This is a genomic window from Novosphingobium sp. ZW T3_23 (assembly GCF_044987305.1).
Taxonomy (GTDB): domain Bacteria; phylum Pseudomonadota; class Alphaproteobacteria; order Sphingomonadales; family Sphingomonadaceae; genus Novosphingobium.
Window position 1 is genome coordinate 15,787 of sequence record NZ_JBJDRF010000027.1, and the last position, 26,232, is coordinate 42,018.

At 64.4% G+C, this 26,232-nt stretch carries 32 protein-coding genes; 10 read left to right on the forward strand and 22 right to left on the reverse strand.

Annotated elements, in window-relative coordinates; translation table 11 throughout:
• Positions 1-129 precede the first annotated feature (129 nt).
• From thiL to ACI3K3_RS14575, 5 genes are all read right to left on the reverse strand, one after another.
• Positions 130-1,089, reverse strand: coding sequence for a thiamine-phosphate kinase (gene thiL, locus ACI3K3_RS14555; protein WP_404914862.1), 960 nt, complete (start codon positions 1,087-1,089; stop codon positions 130-132).
• A 70-nt stretch (positions 1,090-1,159) separates the two neighbouring features.
• Positions 1,160-1,615 (reverse strand): transcription antitermination factor NusB, encoded by a 456-nt coding sequence (nusB, locus tag ACI3K3_RS14560; protein ID WP_404914864.1) that lies wholly within the window; start codon positions 1,613-1,615, stop codon positions 1,160-1,162.
• Positions 1,612-2,901: a histidinol dehydrogenase gene (hisD, locus tag ACI3K3_RS14565; RefSeq protein ID WP_404914866.1), complete on the reverse strand. Its 1,290-nt coding sequence runs from the start codon at positions 2,899-2,901 to the stop codon at positions 1,612-1,614. The genes nusB and hisD overlap by 4 nt, the downstream gene beginning before the upstream one ends.
• Positions 2,901-3,557, reverse strand: coding sequence for an ATP phosphoribosyltransferase (gene hisG / locus ACI3K3_RS14570; protein WP_404914868.1), 657 nt, complete (start codon positions 3,555-3,557; stop codon positions 2,901-2,903). Before hisG ends, hisD begins: the two co-directional genes overlap by 1 nt.
• A gap of 82 nt (positions 3,558-3,639) precedes the next feature.
• On the reverse strand, positions 3,640-3,912 hold the full coding sequence (locus tag ACI3K3_RS14575; protein ID WP_404914870.1) for a BolA family protein: 273 nt from the start codon (positions 3,910-3,912) through the stop codon (positions 3,640-3,642).
• Between the two features lie 40 nt (positions 3,913-3,952).
• Between ACI3K3_RS14575 and ACI3K3_RS14580 the strand changes: the two genes are divergently transcribed.
• Positions 3,953-4,543 carry a DnaJ domain-containing protein gene (locus tag ACI3K3_RS14580; protein WP_404914872.1) on the forward strand — a complete coding sequence of 197 codons (591 nt, stop codon included), beginning with the start codon at positions 3,953-3,955 and terminating at the stop codon, positions 4,541-4,543.
• A gap of 120 nt (positions 4,544-4,663) precedes the next feature.
• Entirely contained in the window at positions 4,664-5,827 is a 1,164-nt protein-coding gene (locus tag ACI3K3_RS14585; protein WP_404914874.1) for an aspartyl protease family protein, read from the forward strand.
• Positions 5,828-5,845: 18 nt separating this feature from the next.
• Here the strand turns inward: ACI3K3_RS14585 and ACI3K3_RS14590 are convergent, their stop codons facing one another.
• The 7 genes from ACI3K3_RS14590 to ACI3K3_RS14620 all read right to left on the reverse strand — a co-directional run bounded on the left by ACI3K3_RS14590 (position 5,846) and on the right by ACI3K3_RS14620 (position 10,059).
• On the reverse strand, positions 5,846-6,304 hold the full coding sequence (locus tag ACI3K3_RS14590) for an SRPBCC family protein (RefSeq protein WP_404914876.1): 459 nt from the start codon (positions 6,302-6,304) through the stop codon (positions 5,846-5,848).
• Positions 6,305-6,316: 12 nt separating this feature from the next.
• Positions 6,317-6,982 (reverse strand): glutathione S-transferase family protein, encoded by a 666-nt coding sequence (locus ACI3K3_RS14595; RefSeq protein ID WP_404914878.1) that lies wholly within the window; start codon positions 6,980-6,982, stop codon positions 6,317-6,319.
• Positions 6,979-7,482, reverse strand: a complete 504-nt coding sequence (locus tag ACI3K3_RS14600; protein ID WP_404914880.1) for a VOC family protein — start codon at positions 7,480-7,482, stop codon at positions 6,979-6,981. The genes ACI3K3_RS14595 and ACI3K3_RS14600 overlap by 4 nt, the downstream gene beginning before the upstream one ends.
• Positions 7,479-8,105 carry a glutathione S-transferase family protein gene (locus ACI3K3_RS14605; protein ID WP_404914965.1) on the reverse strand — a complete coding sequence of 209 codons (627 nt, stop codon included), beginning with the start codon at positions 8,103-8,105 and terminating at the stop codon, positions 7,479-7,481. The genes ACI3K3_RS14600 and ACI3K3_RS14605 overlap by 4 nt, the downstream gene beginning before the upstream one ends.
• An 85-nt stretch (positions 8,106-8,190) precedes the next feature.
• The gene (locus ACI3K3_RS14610; RefSeq protein ID WP_404914882.1) at positions 8,191-9,000 is read right to left on the reverse strand and encodes a VOC family protein; all 810 of its coding nucleotides are present in this window, start codon (positions 8,998-9,000) and stop codon (positions 8,191-8,193) included.
• Positions 8,997-9,383, reverse strand: coding sequence for a DUF1428 domain-containing protein (locus tag ACI3K3_RS14615; RefSeq protein WP_404914884.1), 387 nt, complete (start codon positions 9,381-9,383; stop codon positions 8,997-8,999). The genes ACI3K3_RS14610 and ACI3K3_RS14615 overlap by 4 nt, the downstream gene beginning before the upstream one ends.
• A gap of 10 nt (positions 9,384-9,393) precedes the next feature.
• Positions 9,394-10,059 (reverse strand): glutathione S-transferase family protein, encoded by a 666-nt coding sequence (locus ACI3K3_RS14620; protein WP_404914886.1) that lies wholly within the window; start codon positions 10,057-10,059, stop codon positions 9,394-9,396.
• A gap of 219 nt (positions 10,060-10,278) precedes the next feature.
• On the opposite strand from ACI3K3_RS14620, the gene ACI3K3_RS14625 reads away from it, so the two are divergent.
• The 3 genes from ACI3K3_RS14625 (at position 10,279) to cobS (ending at position 12,634) form a co-directional block, all read left to right on the forward strand.
• Positions 10,279-10,893, forward strand: a complete 615-nt coding sequence (locus ACI3K3_RS14625; protein WP_404914888.1) for a winged helix-turn-helix transcriptional regulator — start codon at positions 10,279-10,281, stop codon at positions 10,891-10,893.
• A gap of 60 nt (positions 10,894-10,953) precedes the next feature.
• Positions 10,954-11,292 carry a hypothetical protein gene (locus tag ACI3K3_RS14630; protein WP_404914890.1) on the forward strand — a complete coding sequence of 113 codons (339 nt, stop codon included), beginning with the start codon at positions 10,954-10,956 and terminating at the stop codon, positions 11,290-11,292.
• Positions 11,293-11,641: 349 nt separating this feature from the next.
• Positions 11,642-12,634 (forward strand): cobaltochelatase subunit CobS, encoded by a 993-nt coding sequence (gene cobS, locus ACI3K3_RS14635; RefSeq protein WP_313438214.1) that lies wholly within the window; start codon positions 11,642-11,644, stop codon positions 12,632-12,634.
• 79 nt (positions 12,635-12,713) lie between these two features.
• On the opposite strand, the gene truA is transcribed toward cobS, so the two are convergent.
• A complete protein-coding gene (gene truA, locus ACI3K3_RS14640) occupies positions 12,714-13,460 on the reverse strand; it encodes a tRNA pseudouridine(38-40) synthase TruA (RefSeq protein ID WP_404914893.1) in 747 nt (248 codons plus the stop codon).
• Positions 13,461-13,568: 108 nt separating this feature from the next.
• Between truA and ACI3K3_RS14645 the strand changes: the two genes are divergently transcribed.
• Positions 13,569-14,105 (forward strand): cupin domain-containing protein, encoded by a 537-nt coding sequence (locus ACI3K3_RS14645; RefSeq protein ID WP_404914895.1) that lies wholly within the window; start codon positions 13,569-13,571, stop codon positions 14,103-14,105.
• A 3-nt stretch (positions 14,106-14,108) separates the two neighbouring features.
• Here ACI3K3_RS14645 and fmt read toward each other — a convergent pair whose 3' ends face one another.
• A complete protein-coding gene (fmt, locus tag ACI3K3_RS14650) occupies positions 14,109-15,017 on the reverse strand; it encodes a methionyl-tRNA formyltransferase (protein WP_404914897.1) in 909 nt (302 codons plus the stop codon).
• Between the two features lie 60 nt (positions 15,018-15,077).
• On the opposite strand from fmt, the gene recR reads away from it, so the two are divergent.
• The 3 genes from recR (at position 15,078) to rmuC (ending at position 18,374) form a co-directional block, all read left to right on the forward strand.
• Entirely contained in the window at positions 15,078-15,674 is a 597-nt protein-coding gene (recR, locus tag ACI3K3_RS14655) for a recombination mediator RecR (protein WP_404914899.1), read from the forward strand.
• A gap of 72 nt (positions 15,675-15,746) precedes the next feature.
• Entirely contained in the window at positions 15,747-16,316 is a 570-nt protein-coding gene (gene def, locus ACI3K3_RS14660) for a peptide deformylase (RefSeq protein ID WP_313438201.1), read from the forward strand.
• A 477-nt stretch (positions 16,317-16,793) separates the two neighbouring features.
• Positions 16,794-18,374 carry a DNA recombination protein RmuC gene (gene rmuC / locus ACI3K3_RS14665; RefSeq protein WP_404914901.1) on the forward strand — a complete coding sequence of 527 codons (1,581 nt, stop codon included), beginning with the start codon at positions 16,794-16,796 and terminating at the stop codon, positions 18,372-18,374.
• Between the two features lie 30 nt (positions 18,375-18,404).
• Here the strand turns inward: rmuC and ACI3K3_RS14670 are convergent, their stop codons facing one another.
• The 8 genes from ACI3K3_RS14670 to ACI3K3_RS14705 all read right to left on the reverse strand — a co-directional run bounded on the left by ACI3K3_RS14670 (position 18,405) and on the right by ACI3K3_RS14705 (position 24,309).
• On the reverse strand, positions 18,405-18,794 hold the full coding sequence (locus tag ACI3K3_RS14670) for an META domain-containing protein (RefSeq protein ID WP_313438196.1): 390 nt from the start codon (positions 18,792-18,794) through the stop codon (positions 18,405-18,407).
• Positions 18,795-18,897: 103 nt separating this feature from the next.
• On the reverse strand, positions 18,898-19,728 hold the full coding sequence (locus tag ACI3K3_RS14675; protein WP_404914904.1) for a TrmH family RNA methyltransferase: 831 nt from the start codon (positions 19,726-19,728) through the stop codon (positions 18,898-18,900).
• Positions 19,725-20,003, reverse strand: coding sequence for an HPr family phosphocarrier protein (locus tag ACI3K3_RS14680; protein WP_313438190.1), 279 nt, complete (start codon positions 20,001-20,003; stop codon positions 19,725-19,727). Before ACI3K3_RS14680 ends, ACI3K3_RS14675 begins: the two co-directional genes overlap by 4 nt.
• Positions 20,000-20,407, reverse strand: a complete 408-nt coding sequence (locus tag ACI3K3_RS14685) for a PTS sugar transporter subunit IIA (protein ID WP_313438187.1) — start codon at positions 20,405-20,407, stop codon at positions 20,000-20,002. Before ACI3K3_RS14685 ends, ACI3K3_RS14680 begins: the two co-directional genes overlap by 4 nt.
• A gap of 55 nt (positions 20,408-20,462) precedes the next feature.
• Entirely contained in the window at positions 20,463-21,422 is a 960-nt protein-coding gene (gene rapZ / locus ACI3K3_RS14690) for an RNase adapter RapZ (RefSeq protein WP_404914906.1), read from the reverse strand.
• Between the two features lie 58 nt (positions 21,423-21,480).
• Positions 21,481-21,906 (reverse strand): HPr kinase/phosphorylase, encoded by a 426-nt coding sequence (locus ACI3K3_RS14695; protein WP_404914908.1) that lies wholly within the window; start codon positions 21,904-21,906, stop codon positions 21,481-21,483.
• 2 nt (positions 21,907-21,908) lie between these two features.
• The gene (locus ACI3K3_RS14700; protein ID WP_404914909.1) at positions 21,909-23,501 is read right to left on the reverse strand and encodes a stimulus-sensing domain-containing protein; all 1,593 of its coding nucleotides are present in this window, start codon (positions 23,499-23,501) and stop codon (positions 21,909-21,911) included.
• A complete protein-coding gene (locus tag ACI3K3_RS14705) occupies positions 23,494-24,309 on the reverse strand; it encodes a response regulator transcription factor (protein ID WP_404914911.1) in 816 nt (271 codons plus the stop codon). The genes ACI3K3_RS14700 and ACI3K3_RS14705 overlap by 8 nt, the downstream gene beginning before the upstream one ends.
• A 258-nt stretch (positions 24,310-24,567) precedes the next feature.
• Here ACI3K3_RS14705 and ACI3K3_RS14710 point away from each other — a divergent pair, with 258 nt between their 5' ends.
• A complete protein-coding gene (locus tag ACI3K3_RS14710; protein ID WP_404914913.1) occupies positions 24,568-26,181 on the forward strand; it encodes a phosphoenolpyruvate carboxykinase in 1,614 nt (537 codons plus the stop codon).
• The last annotated feature ends 51 nt before the right edge of the window (positions 26,182-26,232 follow it).

A 26,232-nucleotide genomic window follows, 5' to 3' on the forward strand; every position in this document is an offset into this window, starting at 1 on the left:
GACTTGATCCGGGACCGCTGTCAGTTCTTTAGGCGCAACCTTGCGGGGAGTCTCACCACGCCTATTTGTGGGCGCGGCTTCGACAGCGGTCCCGGATCAAGTCCGGGACGACGGATTCACAAACCGGATTTAATGCTGGTAGCCGAGCTTCTCGGGCAGGGGTGTCGGCTGGCCGTGCCATTCCAGCGCGATGCCGTCTCCAACGCTCACCGCGCCGATCGGGTGGACGCGCGAACCAGCGCAAGTGGCGGCCGCGCGGACGTAGGCGCTGTTCACAGCCGGCGCGGTGAACAGCAGGACGTAGTCGTCCCCGGCGGTCATCGCGGAAATCCGCTGTTCCAGCCCTTCGCCCACGGTGGCGACGAGGGCGCGGGATAGCGGCACCTCGTCGGCGGCGATGGTGATTGAAACCTTGCTGGCCGCCGCCATGCGGCGCGCATCGACCAGCAGCCCGTCGGAAACGTCCATCATCGCCGTCGCCAACGGGGCGAGTGCCACGCCGAGCGCAGGTTCCGGCATCGGGCGGCGATATCGGTCGGCCAGCAGTGCGGCTTCCGGCGTCTGCACCCGGCTGCCCGAGGTCAGGAGTTCGAGCCCGAGTCCGGAATCGCCGATAGTCCCGCTCACCCAGACGAGATCGCCGGGCTGGGCCCCGCTGCGCGACGGCACCGGGCAGTCTTCCGGGCCGCGTCCCAGCGCCGTGAGCGAGAAACTGCGCGCCGACCCTTGCGGCATGCGGACGGTATCGCCGCCCAGCAGCGGTAGCTGGAAATGGCGACAGGCAAGCTCAAGGCCGGAAAGGAACGCGCGGTCCCATTCCTCGTCCCCCAGGGCGTGGGACTTGAGGCAGCCGAGCGGTTCCGCGCCTTTGGCGGCCAGGTCAGAGGCGTTCACGGCGACGAGTTTCCAGGCGACGTCTTCCGGCGGATCGTCCGGCAGGAAGTGAACGCCCTCGACCAGCGTGTCCATGGTCAGAACTAGCTTCTCGCCGCCGAGATCGAGCACGGCCGCGTCGTCCGCCAACCCGCGCGCGGCGGGGGTGACGGCAATGGCGCGCAGAGCGTCGATGAAGGCGAATTCGCGGGTCATGATGCAACAATGGGCCCCGCAGGGCCCATTGTCGAGATCAGGCGAGAACGCCGCAATGCTGCGCAAAAAATCAGCGAACCGCCTTGGCCACGGCATCGAGCACGCCGTTGACGAACTTGGCCTCGCGTGCGTCGAAGAAGGCGTGGGCGACGTCGAGATATTCGCCGATCGCTGCACCCGTGGGTACGTCCGGGCGGGCGAGCAGCTCGTAGACACCCGCGCGCAGGATCTGCAGCATGGTCTTGTCGAGACGGGCCAGCGACCAGCCTTCGGCCAGCTTGCCGGACAGCAGTTCGTCGATCTCGTCGCGGCGGGCGATCACGCCCTTCACCACGTCGTCGAAGAAGGCGACCTCAGCCTTGGCGTACTGATCTTCGTCGATTTCCGCGCCGAGCCGGTGGCGGTGGAATTCGTCGAGCAGGATGGCCTGCTGGGTGCCTTCCATGTCGAACTGATAGAGCGCCTGGACGGCGGCGAGGCGCGCGGCCGAACGGGCTTGCTTCGAATTGGGCTTGGAGTTGCTCATTGGGAAAGTCTCACGGAAATGGAGCGCGCGTGCGCGGGAAGCCCTTCGGCGTCGGCGAGGGCAACGGCGGCGGGGCCGATGGCCTCAAGCGCCGCCTGGTCGAGCTGGATGAAGCTGGTGCGCTTCATGAAATCGAGTACGGAAAGCCCCGAGGCGAACCGCGCGCGGCGCCCGGTGGGCAGCACGTGGTTGGGGCCGGCGACGTAATCGCCCACCGCTTCGGGGGTCATGCGGCCCAGGAACACCGATCCGGCGTGGCGGATCTTGCGGAACAGGCTTTCGGGATCGTCGGTGGCGATCTCGACATGCTCGGCGGCCAGGGCGTCGGCCAGGGCGGGAGCTTCGTCGAAACTCTCCACCACGACGATCACGCCGTAGTCGTTCCACGACTGGCGCGCGGTCGCTTCGGTGGCGAGGGCGGAGAGTTCGATCTCCACCGCCTCGGCCACGGCATCGGCATAGGCCGCATCGTCGGTGATGAGTATCGACTGCGAGGTAGGGTCGTGCTCGGCCTGGCTCAGCAGGTCGGCGGCGATGCGGCGGGGATCGTTCCTGGCATCGGCGATCACCAGGATTTCGCTGGGACCGGCCACCATGTCGATGCCGACGACGCCGTAGAGCTGGCGCTTGGCCTCGGCCACCCAGGCATTGCCGGGGCCGGTGATCACATCGACCGGCGCGATCTGATCGGTGCCATAGGCCAGCGCGCCCACCGCATGGGCACCGCCCACGCGCCAAACTTCGTCCACGCCCGCAAGGTGGGCGGCGGCGAGGACGAGCGCGTTGACTTCGCCCTTGGGGGTCGGCGTGACGACGACGAGGCGTTCGACCCCGGCCACTTTGGCGGGGATCGCGTTCATCAGCATCGAAGAAGGATAGGCTGCGCGGCCGCCCGGCACGTAAAGCCCGGCAGCATCGACTGCGCGCCAGACCGCGCCGAGGCGCACGCCGGCAGCATCGGTGTAGTCGCGGTCCTCGGGCAGTTGCGCGGCGTGATAGGCACGGATGCGCGTTGCCGCGAGTTCGAGGGCTTCGCGAAGTTCGGGCGAGAGCGCCTCGAACGCCGTGCGGCACATCTCGGCCTCGATCCGCCAGCCGGTCTGGTCAAGATCGTGGCCATCGAACCGTGCCGTATAGTCGGCCAGCGCCACGTCGCCCCGCTCGCGCACCGCGGCGAGAATATCCGCCACGTCACGCGCCACGTCCACCGCACTTTCGCGGCGATCGGCGACGACGCGTCGGAAAGCCTCGGCGAAATCCGCGTCCTTGCTGAACAGGCGCAGCATCAGGCGGCGGCCTTCGCTTCGGCAACCAGCGCGCGAAAACGCTCGACCAGCGCCGCAACGCGATCGTCGGTCTTCAGGGCGGCGCGGTTGACGATCAGGCGTGCCGAGATGTCGAGGATGCGGCTCGTCTCGACGAGGCCGTTCTCCTTGAGCGTGCGGCCGGTCGAGACGAGGTCGACGATCCGGCTGGACAGGCCGAGCGAAGGCGCCAGCTCCATCGCGCCGTTCAGCTTCACCACTTCGGCCTGAACGCCCAGCTTCTCATAATGCTTGCGGGTGAGGTTCGGATACTTGCTGGCTACCCGCAAGTGCGAGGGCAGGGTGCCGCCCTGTTCCCCTTCGCGCTCCGCCACCGAGAGGCGGCAGTGGCCGACGTTCAGGTCCACCGGCGCGTAGAGGTCGGGATAGGCGAATTCCTCGACCACGTCCGAACCGACGATACCCACCTGGGCCGCGCCATGGGCCACGAACGTCGCCACGTCGAAAGCGCGCACGCGGATCAGGCGCATGTCGCTGTTCTCGCAGGCAAATGAAAGCGCGCGAGACTTCTTGTCGTGGAACTCCGCCTCGGGCACCACGCCGGCATGCGCCATCAGCGGCAGCGCTTCGTCGAGGATTCGGCCCTTGGGCACGGCGAATGTCAGGGTTGTCGGCATGGTGCGCGCATTTAGGCTGGGATTGCTAAAAGGGCAACCGGGGATAGATCCCCGGTTCAACCGCGGATAACGGCGCGCGGTTTTACTCTCCGGGGGCGCGTGCCTTGATCGCAAGGGCATGGACGCGCTGGCCGGGGATGTCGCCGAGCGCGGCGTTCACCAGGCGTTGGCGCTGGAGGCGCGAGACGCCGGCGAAGGCAGCGCTTTCGATATCGATGGTGAAATGCGATTCGCCGGTGCCGTCATCGCCCATGTGACCCGCGTGACTGGCGGAATCGTTGACGACGTCAAGATAAGTGGGGGCGAAGGCGGCTTCGAGAAGCTGCCGCATTTCCTGTGCGATCGGTCCGTTCATGGGGTTCCATTTAGGCGTTCGATCCCCCATCTGGAAGCCGGTGAGACATTCTAGATTTCATGGCAGGGTCGAATCCGGTGGTCGCATGTGCAACTGGCCGGGCTGCGAGGAGGCGGGCGAGTTCCGCGCGCCGGGCGCGCGCCTGCCCGGTTTCGACGGGCCGGGCGACTATCGCTGGTTCTGCCTCGGCCACGTTCGCGAGTTCAATTCGGGATACGACTACTTCGACGGCATGAGTGCCGAGGAGATCTTCCGCGCGCAGTCACCCCTCCATGGCTGGGAGGCGCAGAGCCGTGCGTTTCGCCCGGATGCTGGAGTGGACGGCACGCCGCGCTGGGCCGATTTCTCCGATCCGCTGGAAGCGATCAGCGGCCGGGCCCGGGCGCACATGCGTCAGCGGCAAGCCGACATGAAGCCCGAATATGCCCGTTTCAACCCGGATGAACGGCGCGCTCTCGACGTGCTGGGGCTGGAGGGCGACGTTGACAGCAAGACCCTGAGGCTGCGCTACACGCGCCTGCTGCGCCAGTATCACCCCGACCATAACGGCGGCGACCACAGTCGCGCCTCGCGTCTTCAGGGTGTGGTGGAAGCCTATCAGTTGCTGCGGAAGTCGCCGGCTTTGGCTTAGGGCTGTGCTGACAATGGCAACGGAATTTGTCACTAAAGATTTCGCGGACTTCCCTTAGGATATCTTTTGCCGAGTCATTGGATTGGCTCGGAAAAACTCTATCCTGGAGCCATTTCCGCCATGCAGAGACGCGACTTTCTTGGAGGATCGGCCTTCGTGGTGGCGGCGGGGCTGGCGCGCCCGGTTCTCGCGGAAGCGCGCGCGCCGATCGTCAGCCGGATCGCGCTGATGAGTGGCCGCGTGGTGACACCGGTGACCATCGGCGGAAAAGGGCCTTTCCTGTTCATGCTCGATACTGGCGGCGCAACAAGTCTCATTGAGACCGGCCTTGCCCGTGAACTCAAGCTCAAGTCCACGGGGCCGACCCGGATGGTCGGCATGGGCGGACAGGCGGTGCTGGGCAGCTATATGGCGCGCGATGTCGTGTTCGGAGGCGGCGTGAGGCAGCCGACCGCTTCCTTCTCCGCCATGGAAAACCGTTTCGGTGAGGGCGTGCGCGGATCCCTGGCAGCAGGCCTGCTCACCACCATGGACAGCGACCTCGATATCGAAGCGGGCGAATGGCGAATCTATCCCGACGGGCGCCCTGCGCGCGAAGGGCTCATTCAGCTGGAAAACGCCATTCGCACCGACGGGTCGTTGGGGCGGAATGCAGCTTCTCCGCGCCTTTGGGGAGCCGCCGCGTTCAATGGGACGGCGATCGACTGCCTGCTCGACACCGGCGCACCGGGCGCGTTTTCGATGGGCCATGATGCGGCGCGACGTCTCGGCCTTTGGGACGATGCCCGTCCGTTCGCCCCGCAAGCCGTCGGCGGCGTAGGAGGAACTGGCGGCATCGGCAGGATCGTGAGGTTGGAGAGCGTCGTGTTTGCCGGGCAACGCTTCGAACGGCCACTCGTGCTGCTGCGACCACCTTCCGACGCTGTAAGAAGCCATGATGCGATCGTCGGCCTGCACGTCCTTCAAGGCTTCAATCTTTCCACCGAAGTGCGGACGAGATCGCTTTGGTTGCAGCGACATGCGAACGCCGTTCCCATGCTGGAACGCTACGGGCTTTCCGGGTTGTGGCTGAAGGACGAGGGGCGCGGGGTGCGCGTCGCCGTCGTGGGACCGGGAAGTCCGGCAGCGGTCGCGGGTATCCAGGCCGGAGATCACATCGTGGGCTTAAACCTGAGGGCGGCGATCGCGCTCGTTACCGGACATCCGGGAAAGGAAGTCGCTCTATCGGTCGCGAATACGGGGCCGACGCGATCGATACGTTTCGTGCTCGCCCCATTTCTTTGACCGGTAAGGCTGGCACTCTCACCCTCGTTCCCGCTCGCAAATCTCGGCAAGCTGTTGCGCGCAGACGCCCCAGCCTTCCTCGAAGCCCATCTCCTCGTGCTGCTTCATAGTCTCGGCGCTCCAGTGGCGGGCGCGGGCGGTGTAGCGGGTGCCGTTGGCTTCGGGGGCGATTTCCCAGATGCCGATCATGAAGGGGCCGGACGGCTGGAAACCTTCCGTGACGGCATCCGTGGTGACGAAGCGACGGCCTTCGTCATAGGCCAGGTAGATGCCGTTCTGCGGCGCGGTCTCGCCATCGGGGCCGAACATCGTCATGCGACAGGTGCCACCGGGACGCCTGTCCTGTTCGTCGATTTCGACACGCCAGGGGCGGGGGCACCACCACTCCTCCTGCCGGTTCGCCATGACCTCCCATACTTCGGCGACCGGTGCGTCGATGTAGCGCGTGACCGAGAGTTCGTGGTTCGTATCGCTCATGGCAGGTTCTCCTCAATCGCGGTCCGGGGCGCCGAGCGGGAAGTAGGAACGGAACGGGCGGGCATCCTCGATGCAGCGCGAGACCGGCGGCAGGGCAAGGAGATGTGCACGCCAGGCGCGCAGACGCGGGCGGTCCTCCGGGATCGGATGAACCCAGTCGGCATAGAACAGCGATGGTGCCGCGGCGCATTCGATCAGCGAGATCTGGTCCATCTGCGGATAGAACTGAAGCCAGCCTTCCAGCCAGGCATAGACCCTGTCCAGCTGTTCGCGCGCTTCGGCACAGCGCGCCTGGTCCGGGTTGGCGGCGTCCCGAATATATTCGTTCACGACGATCTGCATCACGTTCATGACGTAGTTGTCGAAGACGCGGTCGAGCATGCGAATGGCCGTTGCCGCATCGGGATCTTCCGGAATCAGCATCCCCGGCGAGACATGATGCCGGTCGAGATATTCGATGATCGTCGTCGCTTCGAACAGAAGGTTCTCGCCGTCGCGCAGCACCGGGAATTTGCCGAGCGGCCCGGCCATCTGCACCACTTCGGCATGGTCCGGATGCTCCTGGTCCAGGATGCGGAACGCGAAAGGCACTTCATAGGCGTAGAGCGGGATCAGCGCCTTCCAGGTATAGGACGAGAAGGGGTGGCCGAACAGTTCGAGGCTGGGTTCGGGGTTCATGCCCCGGCGGTTCCGGAAGCGTTTCCGGCGACGGCGGCCTCGATCGCGGCGATATCGATCTTGCGCATCGTCATCATCGCTTCCATGCCCCGCTTGGCTGCCGCACGATCGGGATTGACGAGGGCGTCGCTGAGGGCCTTGGGGGTGATCTGCCAGGAGAGGCCCCATTTGTCCTTGCACCAACCGCACATGCTTTCCGCGCCGCCGTTATCGACGATGGCGTTCCAGTACCGATCGGTTTCCTCCTGGGTCAGCGTCTCGACCTGGAACGAAAACGCCTCGGACTGCGGGAACGTCGGGCCGCCGTTCAGGCCGATGCACTCGATGCCCATTACCGTCAATTCCACGGTGATGACGTCTCCCGCCTTGCCGTCCGGGTAGTCGGTGGGCGACTGGACGACGCGGGTGACATGGGTTTCCGGAAAAACCGAAGCGTAGAAGTTCGCCGCTTCCTCGGCTGCGTCGTCGTACCAGAGGCAGACCCGGTTCTTGGCCGTCACTTTTTCATCTCCTCGATGAGGGCGTTGTCCACGGCTTTGGCCGCCTTGTAGGCATCGCGCGCCTGGAGGCGGTCGGCATAGGCCACGAAGGCCGGGCGAGGCGGCATCGTGCCGAAGGTCAGCCCCCAGTCCACTGCACTGCCGACATAGACGTCGGCCATGGTGAAGCGCTTGCCGCAGACGTAGTCCGCCCCTTCGAAATGCCCCTCCAGCGCATTGATGGTTCGCTCGAAGTTGCCCCAGCCGGCCATTACCTCCTGTTCGGGGGAAGGTTCGCACTTGAAATGGCGCGAGGTGATCGCCTGCTCCACCGGGCCGGCGGCGAACAGCGTCCAGCGGTAATAATCCGCCGCTTCCGCATCGCTCGGCAGCAGGCCCGCTTCGGGGTGCATGTCGGCTAGGTAAAGACAGATGGCCGCCGCCTCGGTGACGGTGCGGTCTACGCCGTCGGCATGGTGGACGATGGTGGGCACTTTACCCATGGGGTTCACGGCGAGGAAGCGCTCCGGCTTGTCCTTCCAGTCAACCAGCACCTGCTGGTAATCGGCGCCGGCCTCGTGGAGAGCCCAGCGTGCGATCTGCCCGCGCGACATAGGATTGGTGTAGAAGGTGTAGTCGGCCATGATCTCCACTCCGTCGTCCTGGTTGATGGCGGAACAATTATGGAACATTGCTCCGCCGTCAATGGCCTTGCGGTTCCGTCGCTTTTCAGTCGCCTTTGGGGCCGACGAGCCCGAAACCGGCGCCTTGCGGGTCGGTCGCCACGACGATCCAGTCGCCGCCGGGCACCTCATGCGGTCCCATCAAGACCGTCCCGCCATTCCCCTCGATCGCCTTTTTCGCCTCGGCGATGGAGGGTACGCCGAAGTAGAACATCCAGACCGAGGGCTGGCTTTCCTCCTGGCGTTGCATGATCGCGCCGAGCGTCTGGCCATGGTGGCCGATAAAGCAGTAATCTCCCATTTCGCCCATCGACATCTTCTCGTCGAAGGTGAAGCCGAAGTGCTTGCCGTAGAAGGCCATCGATCCGGCCTGGTCGGGGCTGGCCAGTTCGTTCCAGCGCACTCGCTGGTTTTCGGATACGGAGAACACGTCGCTGGCCGCGTCGGGCCGGTCGGCGGGCGGGATCGGCTTCATCAGGTAGATCGGCACGCCCTGCGGATCGGCGACCATGGCGATGCGGCCGACGGGCAGGTCGGTGGCGGGCATCTGCACTTTGCCGCCCTCCGCCGTGATCGCCTCGACTTCCGCGTCCACGTTCTCGACGTAGAGATAAGGCAGCCAGATCGGCCGCGCTCCACCCTCCGCCATGTCCTCGGTGATCTGCATCGCCCCGCCTGCCATGCCGCCGTCGTCACGGACGATCATGCGGTAGTCCAGGCCGCCGGATGATTCCGGATCGGAGTGGGTGGCGATGGTCCAGCCGACCACCTCGCGATAGAACGCCGCCGCGCCCTCGACATCGCTGGTCAGCAGTTCGTACCAGATGAAGCTTCCTACGGGATTGGCCACGCTCATTCTCCCGATCGGCTGGCGGGCAGCTCGAGAACGGCGTCGAACCCGCCGAAGATCATGCGCTTGCCGTCGAAAGGTGGCGGGTTGGTGGCCGGATCGAAGCGGGGATCGTTCTTCATGAGTTCCATGAGCAGGCCCATCTGCCTGTCGCGCGTCTCCTTGTCGGGCCACTCGATCCAGCTGAAACACACCGTTTCGTCTTCCTTGGCTTCCACCGAGCGGAAGAAGTCGGTCTGCTTGCCGTGCTGGATATCGTCGCCCCAGCATTCGACAACGCGGGTGGCGCCGTATTCCAGGAAGTACTCGTCCATCTCCCGGGCATGGGCGATGAACTTGTCCTTGTTGGCAAGCGGTACGGCAAGCACGAAACCATCGATATAAGGCATGGCTATTCTCCTAGTTGGCGGGAGAGGCGTAGCTTTCGAGTTGTTCTGCATGTGCCCGGCGAAAGGCGGGGCGGTTTTCCCCACGCGCCTTGTAGGCGGCGAGCGCGGGGTAGTCCTGGAGGATCGGTGTATGGTCGAGGATGCGCAGCACGGTGACCATGAGGATGTCGGCGATGGAAAAGGAACCTGCCAGGCAGTCCCGTTCCCCCAGCGCCGTCTGCAAATCGACGAGGCGGGCCGTCAGCAGCTTGACCGCGCTTGGCCGCGCCTCCGCGGCCCAGGGCTTTCCGGCTTGGAACAGGTCGAGCATCGCGATCTGCGCCACGAAGGGCTCCACGCTGTTGAGCGCCGCGAAGAGCCACGTGATCGCCTGCCAGCGGGCTGCGGGATCGACGGGAAGCAGCCGGGCGTCCTGCTCGCCAAGATAGAGCAGGATGGCGCCGCTTTCGAACAATTGGTGCTGGCCGTCGTCGAAAGCGGGCACCTGGCCGAACGGTTGCCAGGCCTTGTAGCTGTCAGGACGGGGCTTGAACACGTCCAGCAGGTCCACCCGGTAGTCCCTGTCGATTTCCTGGAGGGCCCAACGGATCCGCAAGTCGCGGACTTGCCCGCGAACCGGCGCGGGGACGTCTGCATAGGCCGTCAGGACGGTCGAGGCGGAATCGCATTGCGGCATCGATTCTCTCTCCGGTGCGATCGGATTCTCTCTCCGGTGCGATTGCGCGCGTGCCGGGAGCGATTCGTTATTGCGGGAGCCTGACAATTCAGGTTACAAAAAGCAACCATGAAGTTTGAAAAAGAAACTGGGTCACGCACAAGGCAGCGGTCACCTGATGATGGTCAGGCGACGCCTCACGGCCGCTGGTATCGCGACGCTTGCGGAGCGGCGTTCGCGATGGAACTCGTCGGTGAGCGTTGGACCTTGCCGATCATCCGCGAAATGATGCTCGGGCCGCGCCGCTTCAACGGTCTGCGCGCCGCGCTGCCCGGCCTCAGCGCCAAAGTGCTGACCGAGCGGCTCGCCAGCCTGGAGGGGACCGGGATCGTGCGCCGCGTGACACTACCGCCGCCGGCCTCGGTCCAGGTCTATGCGCTGACGGAATGGGGGCTGGCGCTGGAGCCGGTCATGCAGGAGCTCGGCCGCTGGGCGGTGCGATCACCGGGTCATGATCCGATGCTGCCGCTGACGCCGGTGGCGTTCATGCTCTCACTGCGGACGATGCTAGTGCCCGAGCGGATCGGCGATCTGGAACTGCGGGTGCTGTTCGAGGTGGGTGCGGCTCGTTTCGCGGGGACGCTGGGGCAAGGCGAGCTGCGGATCGCGCCTGCCGGAGAAGACGTGCCTGCGCCGGACCTCCGCTTTTCGGCGGAGACGGCCACCGATTACCTACCGGTATTCTACGGCAAGCGGTCGGTGGACGAGGCGGGCGGGAGGCTCTCAGTTGCAGGAGATGGGGCGCTCGCTGCGAGATTTATCGATCTGTTCGCCTTGCCTGGGAAGCTTTCTTAACCGCTATGGTTGAGCAACATATTTTCCGGTTCAAGGATCGGAGGCCGTATGTCGAGGATTATGGGCGTCTTTATTCGCGGCATAATGGACGGGGCATTATATGTGATCGTTCCGGTTGCGGTAATGACGTTCCTGTTTCTGGGGCTGGGCATGTACTTCCGAGGAACTTCCGGCCTCAAAGTAGCTCGTGTCGCTATAGTCGCGCTTTCAAGCCTGCCTTTTGTTTACATTGGAACGGGCATATTTATCGACGCACTTCAATCGGGGTTCGCCGGTCCCGTCTATCCTGACGAATTTCTTGCGTTCTACGTTTTACGCGCCTCCAGCCTTGCCCCGCTGGCCTCGATTGTCGCCGCGAAACTTTACGGTACGCGGGCATTCGGAAAAGCGCACAGTTAGGGCAGGGAGACTGTTGCGATCTGGGGTAAGGCACACCGCTGAAAGGCTGACGGAAGAAGAGCAGGAGGAGTTCGCGCAAAGGCGCAGAGGCGCAAAGGTGTTGCGCAAGGCCTCAGGTGCTCGGCAGCGCTAGAGCATGGCGGTAGCCACGATGTAGAGACGCAGAGCGGCTTCGCCGAAAGATCAATCTCTTTGCGCCTCCGCGCCTTTGCGCGAACCCTTTCTTCTTTTGACGAATGCGATCCGGGCGCCGTTTTTCCGATCCCTGCTCTGTTTCCTCCCACCGCATTCCCGATAAACCGCAAAGCCTGTTGCGGTGCAGCGCCCGCTTGTCTACGCGGGTGCAACGATGACTGAGACCGAGACCATGAAAGCCGAGAATCGTGACGCCACCGTGCTGGCTGCTCCCGACATCGAACTCGACGTGCGCGAGACCTTCGGAATCGATATCGACTGGAAGGTGCCCGCCTTCTCCGTCGCCGACGAGCGCGTGCCCGATCTCGACGAGACTTACGTCTTCGACCCGGACACCACTCTCGCGATCCTGGCGGGCTTTGCCTACAATCGCCGCGTCATGGTGCAGGGCTATCATGGCACCGGCAAGTCGACCCACATCGAGCAGGTTGCCGCGCGACTCAAGTGGCCGTGCATCCGCATCAACCTCGACGCGCATATCAGCCGTATCGACCTGATCGGCCGCGACGCCATCGTCCTGCGCGACGGTCTTCAGGTCACCGAATTCCGCGAAGGCCTGCTGCCCTGGGCGCTCCAGCACCCGGTGGCGCTGGTGTTCGACGAATATGACGCGGGCCGCCCGGACGTGATGTTCGTGATCCAGCGCATCCTCGAAACCGAGGGCAAGCTGACCCTGCTCGACCAGAACCGCGTGATCCGCCCGGATCGCAACTTCCGCCTCTTCGCCACCGCCAATACGGTGGGCCTTGGCGACACTTCGGGCCTCTATCACGGCACCCAGCAGATCAACCAGGGCCAGATGGACCGCTGGAACCTGGTGGTCGGCCTCAATTACCTGCCCGAGCCGGTCGAGACCGAAATCGTCTCGAAAAAGGTGCCGCAGGTGGACGCCAAGACCATCTCGAACATGGTCAAGGTGGCGGACTTCACCCGCCAGGGCTTCATGAACGGTGACATCTCGACAGTGATGAGCCCGCGTACCGTCATCACCTGGGCGCAGAATTCGGGAATCTTCAAGGACGTGGGCTTCGCCTTCCGCCTCTCGTTCCTCAATAAGTGCGACGAGACCGAGCGGGTGATGGTGGCCGAATACTACCAGCGCGTCTTCGGCAACGACCTGCCGGAAAGCGTCGTCGGCAAGGTTTGAAGCCCGGCCGATACGATATGGAAAAGGGAGGCCGTGGCCTCCCTTTTTCGTTTGGGGACCCGGAGTAAAGCCTCGGGGGTCAAGCCTCCGGGTAGATCGCCTTCACGAAATAGAGCCCGTCCGGCGGCGAATTGAGCCCCAGCGCCTGCCGGTTGCGGGCTTCCAGCGCCTCGGCAACCTGCCGCTCCTGCCAGCGTCCCATCCCTACCAGCGCAAGGCATCCCACCATCGAGCGGACCTGATGGTGCAGGAAGCTGCGCGCTTCGGCCTCGATCAGCACCATCTCGCCCTCGCGCCGCACGTCCAGACGATCGAGCGTCTTGAGCGGGCTTTGCGACTGGCAGTGCGTAGAGCGGAAAGTGGTGAAGTCGTGCAGTCCCACCAGCATCTGCGCGGCGCGGTGCATGGCGGTTTCGTCCAGCGGCTTGGCCACCTGCCAGGCCTTGCCGCGTTCCAGAGTAAGCGGCGCACGGCGGTTGGCGATGCGGTAGATGTAGGCGCGGCCCACGCAGGCGAACCGGGCATGCCAATCGTCCGGCACGATCTCGCAGGCGACGACGGCAATGGGATGAGGCCGCAGCCGGGCGTTCATGCCCTCCATGAACTGAAACGGCGTGAACGGCTTGGCGATGTCGATATGCGCCTTCATGCCCAGCGCATGAACCCCCGCGTCGGTCCGGCCGGCGGCATGCATGCTCGTGGTCTCGCCGGTCAGGGCAAAAGCCGCTTCCTCGACGCTCTGCTGCACCGAGGGGCCATGGGCCTGGCGCTGGAGGCCCATGTAGGGGGCGCCGTCGAATTCGAGAGTAAGGGCAAAGCGGGTCATCGCGCCGCCGATACAGGACTGCGCGGCCGCTGCAAACGGCTTGGCGCAAGGCGGGAAGGGGCGCATCCTCGTTTCGGACAGACAGCAGGCAGATGGGGAGAGCGGCGGATGGCCGAGGAAGCACCGCGTTTCGAGATTTTCCGGGGTTGCGACGCGCCTTCGCTGGACGAATGCGGCTGCATGACCCTGGCGGGCGAAGCGCCGAACATGATCGCAGCGCTCCCGCTGTTCGCCGGGGCCGGTCCGGAGACGGGCGAACGGGTGGACGTGCCCTATCGCAGGCCGGGCATGAGCCTCGCGCGGCTCATGCTCAAGAGCGGGTTCACGCTGCCACTCCATAGCCACGACTGCGACTGCCTCTATTACATCGTCGCCGGAAGCGTGGAATTGGGCACCGAGACACTGTTCGCAGGGGACGGCTTCTTCGTCGGTAGCGCGGTACCCTATGCCTATGTCGCCGGGCCTGAGGGCGCGGAAGTCCTGGAGTTTCGCGCTACGGATGCCTTCGACATCCGCGTGCGGGACAAATCGCCGGAAGGCTGGGCGAAGGCCGCCGAGCGGGTTCGTGAAGCGCAGGAACGCTGGGCGAGCGAGGCGCCCCCCGTTCGCCAGCTTCCCGCGCGCGGATCGCCCGAACGGACCTGACGCTCAGCCCAGGCGGGTGCCGGCCGGAATCGGCCGCCCGCGCAGCAAGTCGGCGCTGTCCATGGCCGGCTTGCCTGCGCGCTGGATACGGGTGACACGGATCGCGCCCTTGCCGCAGGCGATCGTGAGCGAATCGTCCAACGTCACGCCGGGCTCGCCCGAGGCGTCGACCGGATCGGCCGCCAATACCTTGTAGCGCTCTCCCTCCAGTTCGAAGAAGGCGCCTGGCGCAGGCATGAACGCCCGTATCTGCCGTTCCACCTGCTCGGCGTCCTGCGCGAAGTCGATCCGGGCCTCGGCCTTGTCGATCTTCTTTGCGTAAGTGACGCCCTGCTCCGGCTGGGTGACGGCGCGATGAACGGCCAGATCGCGCAGGGTGCCGACCATGAGCTGGGCGCCTTTGTCGGCCAGCTCCGCAGTGAGTTCGCCTGCGGTCTTGCGGTCGATCGTGGTGCGCAGCGTGGCCAGCATCGGGCCTGTGTCGAGCCCCGCTTCCATCTGCATGATCGTCACGCCGGTGGTCGGATCCCCGGCGAGGATCGCGCGCTGGATCGGTGCGGCGCCGCGCCAGCGCGGCAGGATCGAGGCGTGGATGTTCAGGCAGCCGAGGCGCGGCGCATCGAGCACCGCCTGCGGCAAAAGCAGGCCGTAAGCCGCCACTACGGCGATGTCCGCTTCCAGTGCGGCGAACGCGGCCTGCTCGTCCGCGCCCTTGAGCGAGACGGGATGGCGCACCTCGATCCCGCGCGCCTCCGCTTCCTTGTGGACGGGCGAGGGCGTCAGTTCCTTGCCGCGACGGCCGCCGGGGCGAGGGGGCTGGCTATAGGCGGCCACGACTTCGTGTCCGGCTTCGACCAGTGCGACGAGAGCGGGCACCGCAAAATCCGGCGTTCCCATGAAGACGATGCGCATGGTGTGGGGAATTCTCCGAAACACTTCCTCTAAGGCTGCGAAGGCCCTATCTCCGGCGCCATGGCATCGCAAGAGATCGAGACGCTTACCGCCGCACTGTCGCGGCTTCCCGGCCTCGGCCCCCGTTCCGCCCGCCGCGCGGTACTTTGGCTGATCAAGCGTCGAGAGACGTCGCTGGTGCAATTGGTGGATGCGTTGGCGGCCGTGAGGGAAGCGCTCGTCGAGTGCCAGGCATGCGGCAACATCGACACGACCAACCCTTGCGGCATCTGCGCCGATCCGCGCCGCGACCGGACCTCGCTTTGCGTGGTGGAGGAAGTGGCGGATCTCTGGGCCCTGGACCGCGCGCACCTGTTCACCGGGCGATACCACGTACTCGGCGGCAGGCTGTCCGCGCTCGACGGGGTGCGGCCGGAAGATCTGACGATCGACCGCCTTTTAAGCCGCGTGGGAGAGGGGGGCATCGACGAGGTCGTGCTGGCCATGAACGCCACGCTCGAAGGGCAAACGACCGCGCACTATATTGCCGAGCGCCTTGAAGGGCTTCCAGTACGGATCACGCAGCTCGCCCACGGCCTTCCGGTCGGTGGAGAGCTGGACTATCTGGACGAGGGCACGCTGGCTCAGGCGATCCGGGCGCGCCGTCCGGTATTGTAGGATCTTCGTCCCGATTACTGTCATCGAAGCGTCCATCTTGCGGGAATCGGCCATCGCGCCTATTTGCCAACCATGGCTATCCGTGAAATCCTCGAAGTTCCCGATCCGCGTCTCAAGCAGGTTTCGGTCCCCGTCGAAAAGTTCGATGACGAGTTGAAGACGCTCGTCGAGGACATGTTCGAAACCATGTACGACGCGCCGGGCATCGGCCTTGCCGCTATTCAGGTGGGCGTGCCGCTGCGCGTGCTGGTGATCGATCTCCAGCCGGACGACGAGGATGCCGAGCCGGAAGTGTGCACCGCCCACGGCGGCCATCACCACACGCACCAGCCGACCAGGAACGAGCCCCGGATCTTCATCAATCCGGAGATCCTCGATCCTTCGGAAGATCATACCGTCTACCAGGAAGGCTGCCTTTCGGTTCCGGAGATCTACGCGGACGTCGAACGTCCCTCGCGAATCCGCGCCCGCTGGCAGGATCTCGACGGCACCGTCCACGAGGAAGACATGGACGGCCTGATGGCCACCTGTCTCCAGCACGAGATGGATCATCTCGAAGGCATTCTCTTCATCGACCACCTGTCGCGCCTCAAGCGGCAGATGGCGCTCAAGAAGCTGGACAAGCTGCGCAAGGCAGCTTGATCCAATTCTAAAGCGAGCATTTTCTGCGGGCCGTGGATAATTCCACGGCCCGCTTGCGTTCATGGTCCGTTCCGGTAGTGTGCAGTCACCAATCAAGAGCAGATTGGTTCAAGGAAACTTGAGGCTGTAAGGTCCCACGAACTTAGTTGAATCTTTTCGAACGAAGCGCATCCCTCGATAAGAGCTTAGCCACCGAGACATAGCGTGAAGAGCGATAACGTCAGCGAAGCGTCGAACTAAGCAGTCAGCTCGCAACACAGAAAGGAAAACGGCCGTGAATCACCGGCTCTATTCTCTGTGTTGGCTGAATGATGGCGTTCATTGGCTGATCTTGAACTGCACAGGAGCCATTGTGGCTTCTTCCAGGACAGGGTTTGCCAACGAATCGGACGCTCTTCACGATCTTCAGAGAATGCTCTGAAGCCAACACAGCTCTGCCGCTGGGGAAACCCAGCGGCACCTGTGGAGTGGGAAATAATGGAAACAGCAGTAATCGCCATTTTTGCGCTCGTCGTCGGTCTTGGGGCCGGCTGGTTCTTCGGTTCCCGGCCGGTCGCCGAATGGCGGTCAAGGCACGAAGCGCGCGACCGGGAAGCGCGCGATCTGGACGAGCGCTTCCGGGCCGCCATCCGCGATCTTGCGAGCGCTACGGAGCGTGCCACCCGTGCCGACGATCTCGCCGATGCTCTTGAGCGCGCCCGTATCGACCATGGCTTGGCGGTGGATGGGCTGCGCAAGGAGCACGGCGAGACGGTTGAGCGACTGCGATTCGAGCATGTACAGCTGCTCGATCGCACGCGCGGCGAACTGACGCAGGTTCTCGAACGCACCCGTGCGGAACATTCCGGTATCGTCGATGCCTTACGCCGCGAACAGCGCGAGCTGGCTTCGGAACTGGCGACGCTGCGAGAGAAGTCCGCCAATTTCGACGAGCAGAAACGCCTTCTTCTCGAAGCGCAGGAAGCGTTGCGGAAGGAGTTCGAGAATGCCGGGGCCAAAGTGCTGGCCGGCGCTCAGGACGCCTTCCTGCGGCGCGCAGGTGCGCGGTTCGAGGAAAGCGAAAAGGCCAATGCCGAGCGTATCGCCACGCTGCTTGCGCCGGTTGGCGAGCGGCTGAAGTCCTACGAGCAGCAGGTGTCCGCGCTGGAGGCCAAGCGAGTCGATTCCTTCGGCCAGCTTACGGGCCTGATCCAGTCGATGCGCGAAGGGCAGGAAAAGGTGCGCGAAGAGGCGCAGCGGCTTGGCAATTCGCTACGCAATGCACCCAAGGCGCGCGGGCGCTGGGGCGAACAGCAGCTCCGCAACGTGCTGGAGCAATGCGGTCTGTCCGAACATACCGATTTCGTTACCGAGCACTCGATCGATACCGAGGAAGGGCGTCTTCGCCCCGACGCGATCGTCAACATTCCCGGCCAGAAGCGGCTGGTGATCGATGCCAAGGTTTCGCTCAACGCCTATCAGGAGGCTTTCGAAGCGCAGGATGAGGTCGCCCGCGATGCCGCGCTGCGTCAGCATGTCGCCTCGATGCGCAATCACGTGCAGACTCTGGGCGCCAAGAGCTATCAGAGCCAGTTCGAGGATGCGCCGGACTATGTCGTCATGTTCGTGCCGGGTGAGCATTTCGTGGCTGCGGCACTGGAGCAGGATCCGGAACTCTGGGATTTCGCATTCCGTAACAAGGTTTTGCTGGCTACACCCACCAACCTCGTCGCGATTGCGCGGACCGTGGCGCAAGTCTGGCGGCAGGATGGCCTTGCTCGCGAGGCGCGCGAAATCGGCAGGATGGGCGGCGAACTTTACGATCGTTTGGCGACTGCGAGCGAACATCTGAAGCGGGTAGGCAACGGACTCGAATCGGCGGTCAACAACTACAACAAGTTCGTCGGCAGCTTCGAACGCAACGTGCTCAGTTCCGGCCGCCGCCTGCGGGACAAGCACATCGAGATCGGCAAGCGCGAGATCGACGATGTGCCGCAGATCGAATCGACGCCGCGTTATGGTTCGGAGGCCGTTACGGAAGAGATCGAGGCAATCGCCGAAAGCCCACCCTCGCAGTAGAATATCCTGCCCGAAATCGCGGAATAAGGGTCAGTTCCCGGCGGTGCGGGTGGGGCGTTCCATCGGCCCGCCTTCGCGCACGAGTTCGGCGGTGTGACCGCTCGATTGCAGGATCATGTGGTTGCCTTCGATGGCAAAGCGCGGCGTCGCCACAAGCAGAGCGTTGACGGCCTTTTCCTGGTCCCAGGCCGGAATCGTGCAGGTCATTTCGGTAAGCGCGAGGGGCCCCGCGATCAGGCGCTCCTCGTCGATGCGCCACGGACCGTCCATGCGGTTGCAGCCGACCTGCACGCCCACCTTGCGACCTTCGAAGGTCAGGCTGGCATCATTGGAATCGGGCCTTTGGCCATCGATCAGGGCGAATCGCCAGGTCGTTCGGGCGAGGGGCGAATCCTCTCCTTCCACGGAGCAGGATGCCACGCAGAAGGCAGCGATTGGGGAGAGGAGGCAACATGAAAATAAAACGGCGCGCATGATCGCGCCACTCTACACATCCCAGATGATGCCCGGATGAACGTACCGCTCAGGTATCGCCCTCAAGATGCGCCAAAGCTTCGTAGGCGAGCACGGCGCCGGCCACGGCGGCGTTGAGGCTGTCGGCCCGGCCGCGCATGGGGATGGTGACGCGCAGGTCGCAGGCTTCCTCGTAAGCTTGCGGCAAGCCTTGCGATTCGTTGCCCACCATCAGGAAGCAGGGCGCGGCATAGGGCGCTAGCCGATAGTCGGTGGGGTCGCGCAGCGAGGCGGCCACGAGTTGCCCGTCGCCTGCCCGTAGCCAGTCATGGAACTCGTCCCAGCGGGCTATGGCGATTTTCTGCGTGAAGATCGCGCCCATGCTGGCGCGAACGGCTTCCACGGAAAAAGGATCGGCGCAGTCGTCGAGGAGGATCAGCCCACCCGCTCCAACCGCGTCGCCGGTGCGGAGCATGGTGCCGAGGTTGCCGGGATCGCGCAGGGCCTGCGCGACCAGCCAGATCGGCGCCGCGGCCCGGTCGAGGTTGGCGATCCGCGTGTCGAACTCGGCAAAGACACCGGCGACTGCCTGCGGGTTTTCCTTGCCGGTCACCTTGGCAAGAATCTCCACGTCCATCTCGACGATCTCCCCCCCTGCGGCGGCAACGGCTTCTTCAAGCGTGTCGAGCAGGGGATGCGGATCGCGGCCGATGGCCATAACAAGCATTTCGGGCACGATGCCGCATTCGCGCGCATCGGTGAGCAGGCGCAGGCCCTCAGCCAGGAAGCGCTGTTCCCGCTTGCGGTGCTTCTTCTCGCGCAGGGAGCGCAGGAATTTTACCAGCGGGTTCGAGAAACCGGTAATGGTGCGGCGGTAAGCCGCGCGGTCGGCAGGGGTCATTCTTCGCCGAAACCGTCGCGCACAAGCGTGGCCAGAACGGCAAGAGCATCCTGCGCGCCGTCGCCCTTGCAGGCGATCTCGATGCTGTCGCCCTTGGCGGCGCCCAGCATCATCAGGCCAAGGATGGAATTGCCGGCTGCTTCGGTGCCGTCTTTCCCGACCGTGACGAATACCGATTCCGGCAGTTCGGCGACATGGTTGACGAACTTGGCACTCGCGCGGGCGTGCAGGCCGCGCTTGTTGACGATGAGAACCGTCTCGCGGAAATCGCTCATGCGGCGTCTTGCCCCAGGTATTCGCTGGCGATCGTGATGTAGTTGCGGCCGGCATCGCGCGCGGCGGCGGCGGCATCGCGCACTGACATGCAGGCGCGCGCCTTGGCCAGGCGAATCAGCATGGGCAGGTTGATTCCGGCGATAACTTCCACCTTGCCGGCCTGCATCAGCGAGATGGCGAGGTTGGAAGGCGTACCCCCGAACAGGTCGGTGAGGATGATGACGCCTTCGCCGCTGTCGACGGCCGTGATGGCTTGGGCGATCTCGCTGCGACGACGTTCCATGTCATCATTGGGACCGATGCAGACGGTAGCCACCGCCGACTGGTCTCCGACGACGTGTTCCATCGCGTGTACGAATTCCTCGGCAAGATTGCCGTGAGTGACCAGGATCATGCCGATCATGCTGGGATTAGGCTCCGAATTTCCTGCGAATGCGACCGGGTTATATAATCTTCTTTCACGCTACCGGACCCCTTCGAGACTTTCCCCCCTCGAGAAGATCAGCAGCCCGCGAGCCCAGGTTGCGATGCAACAATGTGGGCGAAAATCCTGCTTCGCGCAAGGCCGCAGCCATCTGCTCGGCCGTAAAAACGGAGCGGTGTCGCCCTCCGGTACATCCGAAGGCGATATGCACATAGGCCTTGCCCTGGGTGCGATAACGCGGAAGCAGCAGCAGAAGAAGGTCGCGAATCCGCGCAAAAGCTTCATCGAATGCGGGATCGGTGCGGATGTAATCGCCCACCGGAGCGTCCTGTCCGGTCATCGGGCGCAGTTCGGAATCCCAATGTGGGTTGTTTACGAAACGCATGTCGAAAACGAAGTCGGCCAGTGGGGGCATCCCGCGTGAAAAGCCGAAGCTGGAGATCGTGATCGTGAGGTCTTCCGGCTCGTCCGTGGCGAAGCGTTCGCGAATCGCACGTTGCAGGTCGTTAGATGTGAATTCGGTTGTTTCGACGAGAATGTCCGCCCAGCGCCGAAGGGGCGCCAAAAGCTCACGCTCGGCGCGGATGCCGCTATCCACCGGGCCGTCGGCCGCGAGGACATGGCGCCGGCGGGTTTCGTTGAAGCGGCGTTCGAGTTCCTTGCTCGAACAGTCGAGGAACAGCGTGGTGACCTCGAGATCCTGCCGCTCGCCCAGGGCCTTCACCTGGGCGATGACCCGCTCCGGATTGAAGCCGCGCGTGCGGCAATCGAAACCGATCGCCAGCGGCGAGGGGTCGTCCGAGGGCTTGCCCTCGATCATGCGTTCCAGCAGGCGCACCGGGAAATTGTCGATGATTTCCCAGCCGAGATCCTCCAGCACGCGCAGGACCGTGGTCTTGCCGGCACCCAGCATGCCGGTGACCAGCAGCACTTTCTGGCGATGGGCTCGTTCTACAGCTTCGGGAGCCGTCTCGGGGGGAAGATTGTCCTGCATCGGGGGGTGTTTGCGCCCGGCTGCCGGGAAAGAAAAGAGGCGATCCTACAGGTTGTCACTAGGTGAGGCCATAATGCAACAAGGCCAGCTCCACCTTCAGCGCCAGCGGTCCGGCGTGGGGCCATAGGCGCAGGGCAGGAAGCGAAACACCGTCGATGACGAGGCTGTCCGCCGCTTCGATGAACCTTGGCGCCCCGTCATCGAGCGTGACGACAAGGGCCACCGGAGCTTCGTCCCGGCAAGCGAAGGGCAGTATGCCCAGATTGCGCACTTCCAACAGGCCGCGCGTGTTCGGATGGGGCTGGGCGTGGAGGCGACCGTGGCGTTTCCCAAGGAGCACGCCATCATCCCCGATAAGTTGCGCGCCGCGATCGATCAGAGCCAGCGCAAGGCTGGACTTGCCCGTGCCGGATGCGCCCTCGATCAGCACGGCCCGGTCCTTGATCGCCACGCAGGTCGATTGCCGGGTAAAAGCATCCGTCATCGTCATTCCCCCAGCCAGGCGGGAAGTGAGATCAGCAGGCGCGCGCCCTGCTTGCCGTCGGTCCGATCGGTCGCCCGCAGCTTTCCATAGTGGGCTTCCACGATGGTGCGCGCGATCGCGAGGCCGAGGCCGGAGTGCTTTCCGAACTCTTCGCTGGTGGGGCGCAGCGAATGGAAGCGCTCGAAGATCTTTTCCCGTGCTCCTTCCGGGATGCCGGGGCCGTGGTCGGAGACGGAGAGCGTGATGCGGCCTTCATTGCGACCGACTGCGACTTCGATCGGGGTGCCTTCCGGTGAGAAAGAAATCGCATTGTCCAGCAGGTTCTGGAGCACGCGCTCCAGGCGCGGGGCGTCGCCTGCGACGAAAAGCGGGCCATCGGCCTCGCGGGTCACCTGAATGGGACAGGCGCCGTTGACGCCGCGCTGCTCGCGCTCCGCCACCAGCGCGCGGACCAGGCGCAGCATGTCTACCGGCTCGAAGGTCGTCCGGCTGAGTTCGCCGTCGATGCGGCTGGCGTCAGCGATCTCGGTCACCAAGAAATCGATTCTCCGCACGTCGTCCTTGGCGATGCCTAGAAGCTGGCGGCGCAGCGCCGGATCGTCGACACGGTCGAGATTTTCGAGTGCGCTGCGCAGGCTGGTGAGGGGGTTCTTCAACTCGTGCGCGACGTCGGCGGCAAAGCTCTCCACGGCGTCGATGCGTTGCCGCAAGGCGCCGCTCATGTCGGAGATGGCGCGGGCAAGCAGGCCGATCTCGTCGCGCCGGTCCGGCAGGCGCGGGACCACCACGCTGCGATCCCGCCCCAGGCGCACGCGTACGGCGGAGCGCACCAGCTTGCGCAGTGGCTCCACGATGGTGCGGGCCAGAAACAGCGAGAGCAGGATCGACACCGTAAGCGCCGCGCCGACGATGATCGCGAGCGTCTGCCGCGCCATGCGGACGTTTTCGGTGATGTCGCGGGCGTTGCGCGTGACGAGGAGCGCTTCGCCGCCCTTGCCGACCGGGGTTGCCGCGATGATCACGGGCGTGCGGTCCGGCGCGGCCTTGTGGCTCACTTCCGTGCGCCCGCTGGCGAGCGTTGCGGCCACTTCCGGCCAGGCCGATGCGCCGGCACCTGGTGCGTCGTGATAATCCGCCACCGGCGGCGATCCGAGCACCCAGTCCATGCCCTTGTCGAGCGCGCGGGCGGCATCCTGAAACCAGGGTTCGCTGGCGGGATCGACAAGGGTGTAGGACGGCTTGGCAAGGGCGAAACTGTCCGCCACGAGCGCGCCCTTGCCATCGAAGAGCCGCAACCGCAGCGCCTGGCCCGATCCGATCCGCGCGATGAGGTCGCGCCGGTGTTCGAGGTTTTCTTCGGCCAGGGCGATGGCGACTACCTCGGCTTCCGCGCGGGCGAGGCGGAAGCGTTCGTCCAGCAGCTCCCGGCGATAGGAATCGATATAGAACAGGCTGCCGGCGAGGAGGGCCAGCGCGATCACGTTCACGGCCAGGATGCGCGCCGTCAGCGAGACGCGCCAGGACAATCCCAGCCTGATCGGCAAGGAGGCCTTGCGGCGCTTGCGCTTGCGTTGGGGCGCGTCGCCTTTAGCCATCGGTGAAGGAATAGCCGGCGCCGTAGAGCGTATCGATGGCGGAGAATTCCGGATCGACCGCCCGGAACTTGCGGCGCAGGCGTTTTATATGGCTGTCGATCGTGCGGTCGTCGACGTAGACGTCCTCGCTGTAGGCCGCGTCCATCAGCTGGTTGCGGCTTTTCACCACGCCGGGCCGCAGGGACAGGGCTTCCAGGATCAGGAACTCGGTGACGGTCAGGGAAACCGGCTCGCCGTTCCAGGTCACCTGATGGCGTGCCGGATCGAGGCTGAGCCGGCCGCGCACGACCGGATCGGGCAGGTTCTCCTGAACGGTTTCCTCGGTTCCGGCCCTGGCCAATTCGCTGCGACGAAGGATGGCGCGGATGCGGGCGACGAGCAGGCGTTGGCTGAACGGCTTGGTGATGTAGTCGTCCGCGCCCATGGCCAGGCCAAGCGCCTCGTCGGGCTCTTCGTCCTTCGAGGTGAGGAAGATCACCGGCAGGCTGGATTGTTCCCGCAGGGCCTGGAGCAGGTGCAACCCGTCCATGCGCGGCATCTTGATGTCGAAGATGGCCAGGTCCGGCGGATTGTCCGTCAGGGCTTTCAGCGCGGTTTCGCCATCGGTGTAGAGACGCGTGGCAAAGCCTTCGGCCTGGAGGCCGATCGATACCGTGGTGAGGATATTGCGATCGTCATCCACCAGCGCGATCGACTGCTGGCGAGGGCGCGCGGGCGCGATCTCGTCGGTGGAGGTACTGCCCGGTGGGGAGCCTGGTAGGGGGGCGGCTGGAGTGCCGGAACTGGAGGATGCCTTGGGTTCGACCATGGATTGCGCTGCGTTCCTTCCGTGCAATCGAACGCTGTAGTTAGCGATGGCCCGCCGGCCCGTCCACGGGTTTGCGGCTCGTCCCGAAATTGCACCGGAATGGTCCGGGTGCATTCGTCCTACCTCGCTCGCTCCATTTATTTTTGCAAAAAATTGACGGAAAAGGAGGCAGGCGAATAATCGCCAGCCGATTCTTGCGCAAAAATGTCGGGGCGTGTCCGGTTCCCGCCGGTCCCGCCTTCAATGGAGGAGATGACATTGGCCGCTACCCTTAAATATTCGCTTGCCAGCCAAGGCATAGAAACCAGGGCGAAGATCCTGGCCAACCTGGGCACCGCGCCTCTGGTCGAGCAGGCCATCAGAAATGGCGAAGGCGTGCTCGCCGCCGAAGGTCCGTTCGTCGTGGCCACCGGCAAGCACACCGGGCGTTCGGCCAAGGACAAGTTCATCGTCAAGGATGCCGAGACCGAGAATACGGTCTGGTGGGGCAAGACCAACGTGCCGATGACGCCGGAGCACTTCGCCGCGCTGAAGCAGGATTTCCTCGCCGCCGTGGCCGAGAAGGACCAGCTTTACGTTGCGGACCTGTTCGGCGGATCGCAGCCCGAACACCGCGTCAACGTTCGCGTCATCAACGAGTTCGCCTGGCACAACCTGTTCATCCGCACCCTGCTGGTCCGTCCCACCGAGACCGAGCTGGAGCGTTTCGAGCCGGAATATACGATCATCGATCTGCCCAGCTTCCGCGCCGATCCAGAGCGTCACGGTTCGCGCTCGGAAACCGTGATCGCGGTCAACTTCACCGAGAAGCTGATCCTGATAGGCGGCACGGCCTATGCGGGCGAGATGAAGAAGTCGGTATTCGGCATCCTCAACTACCTGCTGCCGACCCGCGGCGTGATGCCGATGCACTGCTCGGCCAATATCGGCCCCGAAGGCGACACGGCGGTGTTCTTCGGCCTTTCCGGCACCGGCAAGACCACGCTTTCGGCCGATGCTTCGCGCACCCTGATCGGTGACGACGAGCATGGCTGGTCGGACACCGCCGTGTTCAACTTCGAAGGCGGCTGCTATGCCAAGATGATCCGCCTCTCGCCCGAGGCAGAGCCGGAAATCTTCGCGACCACCAAGCGGTTCGGCACGGTGCTGGAAAACGTGGTGATCGATCCGGACACCCGCCAGATCGACCTCGACGACAATACGCTGGCCGAGAACAGCCGCGGTTCCTATCCGATCGACTTCATTCCCAACTGCTCGGAAAAGAACCTGGGCCCGGTGCCGAAGAACATCATCTTCCTCACCGCCGATGCCTATGGTGTGTTGCCACCGATCGCGCGTCTCACGCCCGATCAGGCCATGTATCACTTCCTCTCGGGCTATACTGCGCGCGTTGCCGGCACCGAAATCGGCGTAACCGAACCGGAAGCGACCTTCAGCACCTGCTTCGGTGCACCTTTCATGCCGCGTCACCCCTCGGTCTACGGTAACCTCCTCAAGGAGCGCATCGCCAAGGGCGGCGTGAAGTGCTGGCTGGTCAATACCGGCTGGTCGGGTGGCAAGGCGACGATGGAGGGCATCAAGCGCATGCCGATCAAGGCGACTCGCGCGCTGCTCAATGCCGCGCTCGACGGCAGCCTCAACGATGCGCGGTTCAAGGAAGATCCGAACTTCGGCTTCGAGGTTCCGGTGGCGGTGCCAGGCGTGGACGACAAGCTGCTCGATCCGCGTGGTGCCTGGGCCGATGGCGCGGAATACGACAAGACCGCGCAGACGCTGGTAAAGCAGTTCATCGACAACTTCGCGCAGTTCGAGGAACATGTGGACGAAGGCGTTCGCAAGGCGGCGCCAATAGCGGCTCCCGTCGCGGCCTGAACATGCCGCGTTGAAATAAACTCTGCCTGATTACAGGGAGGCTCCTTGGCT